Source organism: Psychrobacter sp. 5A.1 (assembly GCF_030407455.1).
Taxonomy (GTDB): Bacteria; Pseudomonadota; Gammaproteobacteria; order Pseudomonadales; family Moraxellaceae; genus Psychrobacter.
The window spans coordinates 15671-28407 of the sequence record NZ_JASDDJ010000042.1 but is presented as its reverse complement, the minus strand read 5'-3'; the positions used below and the strand labels follow the sequence as shown (position 1 = coordinate 28407).

Annotated in this window: 11 protein-coding genes and 1 pseudogene; 6 read left to right on the top strand and 6 right to left on the bottom strand. The window is 39.8% G+C overall.

Annotated features, from left to right (window positions below):
* The first annotated feature begins 438 nt into the window (after positions 1-438).
* The 5 genes from QL982_RS09985 to QL982_RS09965 all read left to right on the top strand — a co-directional run bounded on the left by QL982_RS09985 (position 439) and on the right by QL982_RS09965 (position 4287).
* Entirely contained in the window at positions 439-654 is a 216-nt protein-coding gene (locus QL982_RS09985) for a hypothetical protein (RefSeq protein WP_290190294.1), read from the top strand.
* A 282-nt stretch (positions 655-936) separates the two neighbouring features.
* Entirely contained in the window at positions 937-1800 is an 864-nt protein-coding gene (gene rsmA, locus QL982_RS09980; RefSeq protein ID WP_290166118.1) for a 16S rRNA (adenine(1518)-N(6)/adenine(1519)-N(6))-dimethyltransferase RsmA, read from the top strand.
* A 126-nt stretch (positions 1801-1926) separates the two neighbouring features.
* Complete coding sequence (locus QL982_RS09975; protein ID WP_290166074.1) at positions 1927-2763, top strand: symmetrical bis(5'-nucleosyl)-tetraphosphatase; 837 nt, start codon at positions 1927-1929, stop codon at positions 2761-2763.
* Between the two features lie 316 nt (positions 2764-3079).
* On the top strand, positions 3080-3493 hold the full coding sequence (locus tag QL982_RS09970; RefSeq protein WP_290166076.1) for a hypothetical protein: 414 nt from the start codon (positions 3080-3082) through the stop codon (positions 3491-3493).
* Positions 3494-3882: 389 nt separating this feature from the next.
* Entirely contained in the window at positions 3883-4287 is a 405-nt protein-coding gene (locus QL982_RS09965; protein ID WP_290166208.1) for a hypothetical protein, read from the top strand.
* Between the two features lie 236 nt (positions 4288-4523).
* Here the strand turns inward: QL982_RS09965 and QL982_RS09960 are convergent, their stop codons facing one another.
* The 5 genes from QL982_RS09960 to QL982_RS09940 form a co-directional block, all read right to left on the bottom strand.
* A complete protein-coding gene (locus QL982_RS09960) occupies positions 4524-5597 on the bottom strand; it encodes a glycosyltransferase family 4 protein (protein ID WP_290190293.1) in 1074 nt (357 codons plus the stop codon).
* Positions 5598-5839: 242 nt separating this feature from the next.
* A complete protein-coding gene (locus QL982_RS09955) occupies positions 5840-8293 on the bottom strand; it encodes a site-specific recombinase (RefSeq protein ID WP_290165663.1) in 2454 nt (817 codons plus the stop codon).
* A 237-nt stretch (positions 8294-8530) separates the two neighbouring features.
* Complete coding sequence (locus tag QL982_RS09950; RefSeq protein ID WP_290165661.1) at positions 8531-10315, bottom strand: acyl-CoA dehydrogenase C-terminal domain-containing protein; 1785 nt, start codon at positions 10313-10315, stop codon at positions 8531-8533.
* A 242-nt stretch (positions 10316-10557) separates the two neighbouring features.
* Positions 10558-11061 carry a transposase gene (locus tag QL982_RS09945; protein WP_290190292.1) on the bottom strand — a complete coding sequence of 168 codons (504 nt, stop codon included), beginning with the start codon at positions 11059-11061 and terminating at the stop codon, positions 10558-10560.
* On the bottom strand, positions 11033-11338 hold the full coding sequence (locus tag QL982_RS09940; protein WP_290190291.1) for an IS630 transposase-related protein: 306 nt from the start codon (positions 11336-11338) through the stop codon (positions 11033-11035). Before QL982_RS09940 ends, QL982_RS09945 begins: the two co-directional genes overlap by 29 nt.
* An 81-nt stretch (positions 11339-11419) precedes the next feature.
* On the opposite strand from QL982_RS09940, the gene QL982_RS09935 reads away from it, so the two are divergent.
* Positions 11420-11833: a hypothetical protein gene (locus tag QL982_RS09935; RefSeq protein WP_290166048.1), complete on the top strand. Its 414-nt coding sequence runs from the start codon at positions 11420-11422 to the stop codon at positions 11831-11833.
* A 111-nt stretch (positions 11834-11944) separates the two neighbouring features.
* On the opposite strand, the pseudogene QL982_RS09930 reads toward QL982_RS09935, so the two are convergent.
* Positions 11945-12566, bottom strand: a pseudogene (locus QL982_RS09930) (transposase).
* Between the last annotated feature and the right edge of the window lie 171 nt (positions 12567-12737).

The following is a 12737-nucleotide window of genomic DNA, read 5'->3' as shown; positions in this document are numbered from 1 at the left end:
GGCGTCAAAAATTTCACTGCATATTGTCTAAAAAATGGTGACTGCCAGCACCACATTTGAATGTTCAACAGACCCTAATAGCAACCTTAAAGATATAAAATATTTAATATCGACAATTTAGGTTCTGGGTTCAAGTCCTCACTAGAGAACCGAACTGATTAAATCAGTTCAGTAGTTATCACACCATTAAGTTAGGGCAGTGCGCTATACAGGCAGCAAACTGTAAGCTATATTCTCAATAATTATGGCAGGTTCTGTAAAAAAATGGATATTGAAATGAAGTCTAACATACGAACGTATCTTTGGGGTCATGAATCCTTTACTGATAAATTAAAGAATGATTTTGTTTGGGACGTTGATAAATATTGGTAGCTAGAAGTCTTTTTACTAAGTATTATCAAAGAGATTGAAAATAAAGAAACTGTAGACAAGATGGTGATGGCAGATGTTTACTACCTAGGAAGATCAATTGAAACAGCATTTTCTTCAACTCTAAACCCATATGATGCTTGGAGTATAGAAAATATAGATATAGAAGAGTTAACAGAGTATTACGATAGGTTTACTCATATTATGAGAATTTTTTGGGGAAAAATTCCTTTACGTGAGGATCACTATTTACTTAAAGAAAACCCCTTATTTAAAGGGCTTTAAATATATTTAACTATAACGCTTCATTAAAACCTCTCACACTGTAAATATTTCAGTGAGTTAAAGCGCCGATGACATTAGCCTACAGCTTGATATTCAAATCCTCACTAGATAGCAGCTCTTCTTCCCATAAGAGACGTTATGACAAATGACGTTGGGTAGCTTATCGATAATAATGTTTCAACAATACAGCCTAATTCTGAGCTGTGGTATAATTCATCATTATATAATTGGCATATTGTTGCCATTATCGCCCATTTATCTTTTATACATTAAGACTCTTCTATGTCCAAAACTCCGTTTGATGCTCAATCTATTTCTAACAGCCTACGCGCTGTCAAACACCAACCGCGTAAGCGCTTTGGTCAAAACTTCTTGCATGATGGCAGCGTCATTCGCGAAATCGTTGAAAGCATTCGTCTCGAGCGCGATGACAACCTAATTGAGATCGGGCCGGGAATGGGTGCGTTGACTGAGCCACTATTGGCAGAAGTCGATGCGATGACCGTAGTAGAGTTGGATCGTGATTTGGCAGACAGCTTGCGTATTCGTATCGGTGCTAACAGTCATCCAAATTTTGAGATTATCAAAAACAACGCGATGCATGTGGATTATCGCGAGCTGTATAGTCCTGAGCGCGGCAAGCTACGTGTGGTCGGTAACCTGCCATATAACATCTCTACCCCGATACTTTTTCATTTACTCAGTTATGCTGATGTGATAGAAGACATGCACTTTATGTTGCAAAAAGAAGTGGTTGAGCGTATCACTGCTGATGTTGGTAGTAAAACTTATGGCCGCTTATCAGTTATTATGCAATATCACTGTGGTACAGATTATCTATTGACCGTACCACGTGGCGCTTTTAATCCGCCACCAAAAGTAACCAGTGCTGTATTTCGTTTGACTCCGCATATTACTAAACCAGTCGTGGCAGAAGATGAAGAGTATTTTTCGATTGTCGTACGCGAAACCTTTAACCATCGTCGTAAGACACTACGTGCGATTTTTAAGAAATCTACGCTATTGCCAACGTTGAGCGAAGAAGATTTTGCGGCTTGCGCTATCGATCCGCAGGCACGTCCTGAAGTCTTAAGTGTGAAAGATTTTGTCAATTTGAGCAATCAGGCACGTAAAGTAGAAGGTTAATTCAATCTATTATTGAACACCTCTCAAAATATTCACATAAAATTATTCACCTAAAACTATTGATATAAGGGTACTCACTTAAGAGTGCTCTTATATCAATTCATATCTAAAAAGCATAGAGGTACTATGAGTTTTCGTCACCAGTATGTCATTGGAGACCTGCAAGGTTGCTATGCTGCTTATCTTAAATTACTTGAATTATTAAATTTTGATCCAGCCCAAGACAATTTATGGTTTGCTGGTGATCTGGTAGCACGCGGTGAGGACTCATTGAACACGCTGCGTCATATCAAGGCGCTTTGTGAGCAAGGAGCGGCAGCGACAGTCCTTGGCAATCATGATCTTAATTTAATAGCAGTCTGGCGCGGTGTGGCCAAGCTTAAAAGTAAAGACAAAACGGCACCTATTTTTGCCGCTGATGATTGTGATGAGTTACTTGAGTGGTTACGTCATCAGCCGCTATTGGCTTATCCTGATGAGCACACGGTGTTGGTACATGCTGGTATTCCACCGCATTGGAGCATCGATGAAGCGGCAGGCTATGCACAACAAGTAGAAGCGCAATTACAAAGCAGCTTATGGCAGCTCGATCGCTTATTACCAAATTTGTATAGCAAAGAAGCTGATGAATGGCATACAGATATCGAGGGGTTCACCAAGATGCGTGCAATAGCCAATTACTTTACGCGTATGCGCCTGAGTAAGCAGGATGGGTCGCTTGAGTTTAGCTTTGCCGCTGGCTTAGACGAGCCTATGCCAGAAGGGTTTTTGCCTTGGTTTGAGTGGCAAGTACCACGCACTCGTAAGATACTATTTGGACATTGGGCTGCGCTAAAAGGTGAGGTTAATTTGCCACATGCGCGTGCACTCGACGGTGGCTGTGTGTGGGGCAATTGTCTATTGGCTTATCGTCTCAGTGATGGTCAAGTAATAACGTCAAGCGAGCAGTGCCCCAAGTCTTAAGGAATGCTATAGCTGAGCTTGATATACAAAGATAGATAAGCGGTCTGTTTTAAGTGGTTCCGAAAATACAGTCTGCGTTAAGTAGTCTGTTAATAGGTTTATCGAGTGAAATAACTGGTTCCGTTGGGGTATACCTTAATAAAAATAAAAACGCATCTTTTATCAGAAAAACAATCATGGTTCTTGCGATTTGATTTTTATCGTAAGGTTGTGTGATTAAAATCTCCCAAGTTTAACTGTACGGATTTGACGGCAGGGGTCAGACTTATTACTGGGAACCAGAACCAGGTATGAGATCAATTAAAAAGGTCAAACAATGATAGATATGAAATTCGAAGGATACTACATAGACAATGGTGTAAGCAAAAGCATTCGTATAGTTGATAAACCTAGTAAAGAGTATATTTTATCAAAGCTAAATGAATTGAATGCTAACTGCAGAGGCACTGTTATGATTGAAAACGTACTTGCTAAAGAAGATATTGAACCTTTAAAGTTAACTGTATATATGGCGAATGGAAGATATCTTTTGATGCTGTTGGATTATGATGATGAAGGCTATTTAGATGTTAGAACAGCGTATAACCCTGATGCTTCAAGAGATGATTGGGAGTATGTTAATGGAGAACTTCATAGCTCTACAACGGTTATTAGTGATTTAGAAGTAGTTAAACAATGCTTTTTAGAATTTAATGCTACGGGTAACGTGTCTAAAAGTATTTTAGATTGATTTAACATTTTTAAAAAAATAGCGCGGAAGATAGCTAATACCATTATCTTACAGTCTAAGATTCAAGTCCTCACTAGGGTACCGAACCAGTGAAAGCACCTGATTAGTTCGCCATATGTATACTAGGGCGTGTCCTCAATTCAAACGAGTGTCCTCTAAATGGGCTAAAAACAGCTAAATTTTGCCAAACATCGTCAAATAGTTGGTCAATATCCCGATATTATCTGCACTATTTTCCTCGTTTGACGGCAATTTATCTCATTTTTATCACCATTTTTAAAATGAGGACACGGCCTAGCAATACTCTAAAAAAACAGCTTCTCTTATAACTGATTATATTGGTGCGCTGATAATGGCAAGCTCGATGCAGAAAACAGGAAATTATGCTTATGGAAATAAATGAATGCGAAGAAAAGTTTTGGAATAGTGACTCTTTTCATTATTATTTAGAGAGTGAAGACACATGGGATGTTGATAAATATTGGGATCTTGAATATTCACTAATAAAGTTAAGTAAGTACCTGAATGACAAGAATATGATAGAAAAAAATCTTGCAAGAAATATCTATTACCTAGGAAATAGTATAAATAATCTAGTCTGTGCTCATAGGAGCTCTACAGTTGCATGGACATGGACATGGACATTTGATACATATAGATATAGCGAAGATGAGATTGATTATTGTATTGATAGGTTTAATCACCTCATGCGAGTTTTATGGCAAGCTGGTAGCTACAATCATGAAGAATCAATAAATTTTTTTAGAGAAAATCCGTTGTTTAAAGATATTTAACTACAATACTTTATTAAAAATCCTCACTAGTAAACCACACATTTTCCCCATAACGGGTCTTATGACAAATAAGGCTTAGCGGTATGTTAAACATAAAAAAGTTTATATCCATTGGAATAACGTGGGCTACAGCCAGAAGTTCAAATCCTCATTAGCGGACAGAACCAGTAAAGGTAACTGATTGGTTCGCCATAGGTATAAACCAGTCATAGAGATAATTAAGATAATATTTTAAGTTATTTAAAACTTTTAAGTAGATCTAACCACTCACTTATTATATTAGCGGATTGATAAATTTCGACTTTCTCTTTACCTCTTAAGCTGATAGTTTTTCTCTGCTCATCATCCTTCATTAAACCAATCAACGCTGAAGCAAGTTGGCCAATATCATTTTTAGGAACTAAAATAGAGCCTGTGCCTTTTAAAACTTCTGCGGGGCCCGGTCCACAATCAAAACTAACAATAGGGAGGCCAAAAGCTAAAGCCTCAGTTAAAACCATACCAAACCCTTCTGCTCGAGAGCTCAGGCAAAATATTTCTGCCTCTCTATAATAGTGACCCACATTATCAGTCGCACCGACCAGTTCCACACTCTCAGTTATTTGGTTTGCTTCAATAAACTCAGTTAGCTTTGCTCTTTCTTCACCCTCACCAACTATTTTTAATGTCCACTCTGGCATCATTGCAGTTACCTGAAGCCAAGCTTCAAGTAATAAGTCAAACCCTTTTTCTCTATGTAGACGACCAACCGCCAATACTATTTTTTTATTTTCCTCAATATACTCTTGAATAGGAAACGGACAAGGATTGGCGATAGCGATTATTTGTGATTTATGACGAGTGTTTTTTAACCAATATTCCTTATCTCTTTCGGTTAAAGTAACCACTGAGTCACAATATCGTGCCGCTAAATGTCTGACGATAGAGCTTCTGCTGAGACATTCACTAGGATCAAAGTTAAAATGCTCCCAGCCTATGTGCTTTACTTTCAAGCCTAAAGTCGCGGGTAAAGTATATGGAATAGACTTTGTGTCTACTGCCATTATTATGTCAGCATGCTCTGCTTTTAACAGCTTTCTTATTTTATAAATAGCATTAGGCGTATGACCTAACTTAACGCGCGGAGAACCCGATAGTGAAATTATTTTAATATCTTCATTTAGAGGAAAGAAAGGTGTATCACAAGGTCCAAGACTAGCTAATATTATTTCATGGCCCACCTCAGATAGACCGTTAGCAATCATAGAACCTACTCGTTCAACACCAGCGCCCTTATTAAGGCCGTAAAACAACACCATTAAAATTTTCAAATCGATTGCCTTGCTTGTTAGGGTCTGTTGAACATGTACATATTAGGGCTGCTGATTGCTCTGTTGACTCTTGTTGTCAAATACGACAGGGATATACCATCATTTTATACGAAGCGGCAAACTCTGGGGGCTTGATAAGATTTAGGTGGTGAGAGCAATGACGTATCAAAAAACATGGTTAGCCATCTCATTAGCCATAAGATCAGTAGTTAACCAAGTATAAAGCCACCTAAACCATCCTATTAATTAGGCAGTTTTGGTGGCTTTTTTGGTTTTGGCAAGGGTGTTTTTGCATCGCCCGCTGCTTTGCTATCAGGATCTACATGATGTGGTTCTTTGCTGATATCACTGTTAGCATCGTAATCATGGTTGTTTGGTGTTTTGTCCGTTTGATTGTACTGAATATCATTGGTGTAGGGCAGGCTATTGAGCTCTTCATCGACTAAACCGTCGTCCAAATCCATTACTTTGTCAGGAGAGTTATAAGGCTGCGTATGCTCATCTGTTGGCGGTTTTTCATAGTTTATGTTTGTGTTTGTCTGTGAACTTTGCGCATCAGCATGTTTAGACTCAGGTAATATTCTGACATCAGACAGTCGTCTCACCACATAATTACTTGGTATAGATTTGCCATTTTTTTGTGCTGAAGTATCATCAAATATCATGTGACCCTGACTATCGATACGCGCATATTTCATTGGCTTATCGCGTGGCCAAAAAAAGTCAGAAGGGTGGCTAATAATATGGCCAAACACCAGTTTTGTGAGGCGACTCCATTCAAAAAAGCGAACTTCTTTAGAACGTAGGGCGACAAACAGTGCCAGTGAAAAGCTAACGATTAAGTTGACCAAACCAATAAGTGCCACACCAAGTATAGAAATCAGAATGAGGCTCCAGCTTATGTCATCAGCAGATATGTTAAACAATCCATGTGCCAAATTCGCCGAGGCAAAGGCAATGTGACGAATATCAATTGGTAAGCCGAAGATATAGCCGATAGTCGCGGTACTACCTAAGAACACCCCGAATAAGAAGTTACCCATGATAGCGCCCAAGTTGGCTTCTATAAAGCCGCCTAAACGCTGAAGCCATGAACTAGGCAATATGTATTTCAGTAATTTGTGACGTTGTATGCGTGCGCCTACGTTGTTATAAACCGCTAAGTTGTCGTAGTAGCCGGCAATCAAACCAGATAAGAACAGATAAACCCCAGCAATGGCAGCATGGGGAAGTGCTAATGAGTGAAAGGGGTCGAGATCATGTAGCAAGTGTCCTGCTTTTTCGGTATCAATCATTGGCGCGCCAGTATATTGCAACCAAGCAAAAGATATAATCAAAGCGACGGGTACGGCCAGCATGACGTTACCCATGATAGCGATAAATTGAGTCCGCAAAATATCAACGACCAATTCTGATAGCTTGGTCAATTGATGGGATTTTTTACCAGAGCCTTCAGAAATGGTAGAGGCGATTGCAGCAGCAGTCATGGCTGGCTGCTTGGTCGCTACTGTGCCGCGAATGACATGAATAAATACGAAACCTAAGCCATAAATCATACTGTTGATAAATGCGCGACCCATGGGTGCGAGTGCCAAGTGGTACGCCAGTATTTTTATGGTTGCCATAAATGCGATGACAAAGCCACCAATAGAGGCTTTTTTGAGCATCTTTTGATAGCCCGCTTTATCGGTACTAATATAATGCTCACCGACGCGACTGGCATTTTCTGTGACTTTTCGGGAGAGTAGCTTGGTATTGTTATCAATCAAATAACCTATACTATAGCGACGATTGGCCGTAGTGATAAGCGCTTGTATCAGCTCGATAACAGCACGATCTCGCTTTTGATTATCGTCTGTGACCAGCTCAGTCAAAATCCGCATACGCTGCAAGCTTTGATCTAAACGCAGCATCATATTGGTCAAACGAATAGAAATACCAGTCTTATAAATACGCTTACGTACGGTGGCAACGATATCTTCGCACTGTTCAAGCATGACCAATAATGGCGCTGGGTCGACTGCTTGTTCAGGCGTGATGTCTGTCAATGTATCGAGCTCATGCGCTTGACGGTATTGATTGACGAAAAGGACGGCTTCTTGATTTTGTGCAACAAAAGACGCTGAGTAATTTAGTATCTGTGGATACGATTCCATCAAATCAGGATGCAGACCGATACCGCTGATGCGGTAAGACAGAATAATAATGGCGTTTAAAATGCTGTTTTTTGCAGTAGCAACTAAGTTTAAGTGCTTGTCTTCTACTTTAATCTGTTTGACCAGATCATCCCACTTTTCTCTTTCAATATTGGCCAGCCAACGTTCATCAGAGCGCTTGTTAAATAAATAGCCAACCAGCTCAACGACTGAGTCATCTTGAGGTAGTATTGGCAAAAATCGATGCCCAACCAAACGGCGTAAACTGTTAAAAAATCCTTGATCGGACATGATACCAGTATCGGTATACAGTGCGATTTGTCGATATTGAATAATCAGTTTTAGCACAAAACTAGACAGTCCATCTCCATATTCTGGATGCTGATGTATGATATCAATAAGGGATTGAATTTTTTCATTGGCTAAAGTGGGTTCTTTATCGCTGACTCGTAGCTCATCGATTAAGCGTTTGAGTACCGCAGGATCAGGCACATCGCTCAGGGCGGTAATCTGTTGTAAAATGCGTTTTAATTCTGACACGTCGCACCCTTTATCATCGTTGTTTCAATCATTTTTATTATTTAAGTCGGTATAAGTGGTTGAGTAATGCTTGCTCATCGTTCAGTTGTAGGCAAGCGATACATTGTCTTGCGTTATTTTAATCGGAACGGCGCATTGATACTGAATTATTTTGTTAGCAGTTATTTTGACAAAAAAAAGGACAGTAACAGGACTGTCCTTTTAATCAAGATGTTTTAGGTTGGCTATGACGGGTGCTTAGCTCGCAGGAACATCGAAATAAGCAAGATCAAAGTTCATCATTGGGTCACTACCAGCTTTGACCATTTGTGCATGAGCATCAATACGAGGCAGGACACGGCCAACGAAGTAATCCGCAAGCTTGGCTTTATTGGTATAAAACTCGCCTTCTTTACCATTGGCTGCTTCTACCATCAACGCAAACATGTACGAATAAGCGAGGTAGCCGAAAGCATGCATATAATCAACCGCACAGCCATTGATTTCATTTTTGCGTTCGCCGATGTTGCTAAGCACAGTTGTGGTTAACGCTTCGATGGTATCTGCTGCATTCAAAGTAGCTTGTTTGATGGCATGATCTGCTTGCATATTGTTGACAAAATCACGAATTTCACCCAAGAAGTGAGTGACGTACTTGCCATTGTTGCGAGCAACTTTACGACCCAATAAGTCAAGCGCTTGAATGCCATTGGTACCTTCATAAATCTGCGCAATACGTGTATCACGAACGATTTGCTCCATACCCCATTCACGGATATAGCCATGACCCCCAAAGACTTGCTGGCAATCAACGGTTGCTTCTAATGCTTTGTCAGTCAAGAATGCTTTAGCAACAGGTGTCAATAGGGCAACGCGAGCAGCGGCTGCTTTGGCTGACTCAGGATCGGTACTAAACTTTTCTGCATCAAGATTTTTGGCAACGTACATAGCAAAACAGCGTGACGCTTCGGTGTTTACTTTGGCGTTCAATAGCATACGACGGACGTCAGCATGATGAATGATTGCATCAGCAGGTTTTTCTGGGCTTTGTAGCTGTGTATCGCTACGGCCTTGACCACGGTCATTGGCGTATAGAGCCGCATTTTGATAGGCAAGCTCAGAACCACCAAGGCCTTGCAAGCCCATAGTAACGCGCTCGTAGTTCATCATGATAAACATTGATGATAGACCAGTATTCTCTGCACCGACCATCCAGCCTTTGGCATTATCAAAGTTCATCACACAAGTCGCAGAGGCTTTGATACCCATTTTGTGTTCGATAGAACCTACCGCTAATGTGTTGCGCTCGCCTAAGCTACCATCTGCATTGACCAAGAATTTTGGTACCACAAATAACGAGATACCTTTTGAGCCTTCTGGCGCATTTGGTGTTTTTGCCAATACTAAATGAATGATATTGTCTGTGAGGTCATGCTCGCCACCAGTGATAAAAATTTTGGTACCAGAGATATCGTAGCTACCATCATCATTAGGCACTGCTTTGGTCTTGATAATACCCAGATCAGTACCAGCATGTGGCTCTGTCAAGCACATGGTGCCAGACCATTCACCGTTATACATTTTTTCTAGATAGGTTTTCTTTTGTTCTTCAGAGCCAGCAGCATTCAAGCACAGCGTCGCCCCAACGGTTAGGTTTGGATACAATGCAAAGGATTGGTTGACAGTGAACACCATCTCTTCGGTGAGCATGGTAACCATTTTAGGAAAGCCTTGACCGCCGTATTCAGCATTGCCACTCAAGCCAACCCAGCCAGACTCAGCATATTGTTTGTAGGCTTCTTTAAATCCGGTCGGAGTAGTGACAACGCCATTGCCTTCGAAGGTTGCGCCTTCTTCATCACCGCTACGGTTGATAGGTAGTAGAATGTTTTTTGTCAGTTTGGCCATTTCTTCTAAAATCATATCGACAGTTTCCATGTCGACATGAGCCAAGTTTTCGTTGTTTTGCCAAAACTCTGGCGCTTTGAATACGTCATTTAAGATAAAGCGCATGTCATTAAGAGGGGCATTATAAACAGCCATAAACATTCCTTTGGTTCAAATAATTAAAATTGAAGTTGTTAAGATTATCAACTGTTCTTTTGGTATAACCTTAGCGATTAATAGTCAAAGTTTAACAAATAAGCTTGCGCGCGGGTGTATTTCTTCGTGAATTGTGCGTGCACCAAAACTTAGCAGCGGCTATTGAAGTACTTGTCTAGTCAGTTCACAATAAAATTAGTACAACCCATACCATGAAACAGTTTAGGTAGATTATTCTACATCTACCCTTGCCGTAGAAACTTCACCTGTGCCCATTTCTTTTCGATAGGGTTCAAGTCTGGGCTGTACGGCGGCAGCCAAAGAATACGATGATCATGCCTGTTCAATAGCTTTTGAATGCGTTTATTTTTATGAAACTTGGCATTATTCATGACAATCACGCATTTTGTTTTAAGACTTGGGATTAGTGTTTGTTTGCACCAATCGTAGAATATACTGCTGTTAATGTTGTGCTCAAAGTAATCGAGTGCAAAAATCATTTTTCCATATAGTGCACCAATGACGTTGGTTCGATCTTTAGCTTGCCAGTTGTAGCGATCAACACAGGGTTTACCAATGGGTGCATAGCCACAAGGGCGCATTGTTTCACTCTCAAAGCCACTTTCATCCATGTAGACAATAGCAAAGCCTTGAGAGATAAAGTGGTTGAGTTTCTTTAGGTAGCGAGCTCTCTTTAGGGGACAAGCTTTGGGATGCTCAAGTGTCTTTTTTTTTGCTAATACCAATACGTTTTAAGGCTTTACTGATGCCTGTTGGGCTACAATTAAAGCGCTGTGCACGCTCATAGTGATAATCGTCAGGGTAATCCTTAACATCTTGAGCTAAAGCGTCATCTTCTATTTTGTAGGGCTTAATATCTCGGGTGGTTTTACTGTGAAGACGCTTTTTCCACTTCTGGATAGTCGTCGGACTGATATCATAGAAAACAGCAGCTTCAGCAAAGGTCATGCCATCATCTAAGCTTTTCAGGACTTGTTTGCGATAATCTAGGGAGTAAGTCATGCTCATTTATAGTGATAATCGTTTAGTTGATTTACTTTATAACATTTTTGGAGTCAGCTAACTATACAGGAGGTAAATGGAGTGAATAATAAATTATTGACTGATAAGGTCTTAAATGAGAGTTGGAAAGACAAGTATAGTCCATCTTCTTATAATCCATTAATCTTGAAAGAAAACTTGATAAATTTGATTAATCTTAACAAAGATGATGACCCAAACTATATAGGTGATCAAATATTAAATTCTTTAGGAAGCAATCATTGTGGTACATACTACCCTATCGCTTTACTTGCAGTAGATGTGATGATTACGATAGAGAAGAACTCCAGAGACAATAGAAAACGTAAAATTTGCACACTAGGTATATTGAATGACTTATCTTATTTCGAACTTGAAGTAAAAGATGTATCAGATTTATATGTAAATAAAATAAAAAAAGAATTTAAAGAAAAAATGTCTTTATATCATGATGATAATTTTGAAAACCTTCTTTAGTTTAGATATTAAACTAAAGAAGGTGCCAATGGTAAAGCAGATGGAATAAAGATACAGTCGAAGATCATAAACCTCGCATTGATGTTAAAGATGTTAGGCCGTGTTGAACATTCAAAGTTTCAACCAAAGATAAGCACAAGCGAGAGCCACCGTATTCTCATAACTTTGCTTGAGCTTATCAAATCTAGTTGCAACCGCCCTGTAGTTTTTTAACTTAGCAAAAGCATTTTCTACTAAGTGTCGAGCCTTGTACAAGTGCCAGTCCATATGGTTATTGGTGGACTTAGTATTCTGTTTTCGAGGAATATTATTGAAGCAACCCGCTTGTTCAATATGCGCTCGCAGCGGATCAGAATCATAGCCCTTATCGGCACATAGTATGTCTGTACCACTTAAATTAATCTTATCAACTAAGTCTGGAGCCACCATTACTGTGCTGATGTGCTTTAATGTGTGTGCCATCGATAAACACCCATTCACAGTCTGAGTCTTTAATTAATAAAGCGAACAGCGCAATCAGTTTGTTGCTACGAAACCAGCGCTGATAAGCCTTGTAGACGGTATTAGGCTTACCAAAGCAAGGTGGCAGATCACGCCAAGGACAGCCAACACGCATACGATATAATACGCCTTCGACTGTTTGTCTAAGATTCCCTTTGTTATAGATATTAAGTTCTAGTAATATAGGTCTTAGTCTTATCCAGTGTTGATCTTTAAGCATTGTACGAGGCATAGCAGACGATGTCTTTTTTGTGTGAGAACTTAAAGGTTAACCGTTTGCTATTTTTTTGCCATCATTTTATTAACAATGTTCAACACGCCCTAATTTAATTAGATTTTTAGGGTATACCCCAAGGGAGCCAGCTATTTCACCCTTCAAACCTATTAACAGACTACTTAAAGC

Excerpts from the sequence above, each read along its gene's own strand:
- rsmA (WP_290166118.1), top strand. The coding sequence starts at position 937 with ATGTCCAAAACTCCGTTTGATGCTCAATCTATTTCTAACAGCCTACGC.
- QL982_RS09965 (WP_290166208.1), top strand. The coding sequence starts at position 3,883 with ATGGAAATAAATGAATGCGAAGAAAAGTTTTGGAATAGTGACTCTTTT.
- QL982_RS09950 (WP_290165661.1), bottom strand. The coding sequence starts at position 10,315 with ATGGCTGTTTATAATGCCCCTCTTAATGACATGCGCTTTATCTTAAAT.
- QL982_RS09940 (WP_290190291.1), bottom strand. The coding sequence starts at position 11,338 with ATGACTTACTCCCTAGATTATCGCAAACAAGTCCTGAAAAGCTTAGAT.
- QL982_RS09975 (WP_290166074.1), top strand. The coding sequence starts at position 1,927 with ATGAGTTTTCGTCACCAGTATGTCATTGGAGACCTGCAAGGTTGCTAT.
- QL982_RS09970 (WP_290166076.1), top strand. The coding sequence starts at position 3,080 with ATGATAGATATGAAATTCGAAGGATACTACATAGACAATGGTGTAAGC.
- QL982_RS09985 (WP_290190294.1), top strand. The coding sequence starts at position 439 with ATGGCAGATGTTTACTACCTAGGAAGATCAATTGAAACAGCATTTTCT.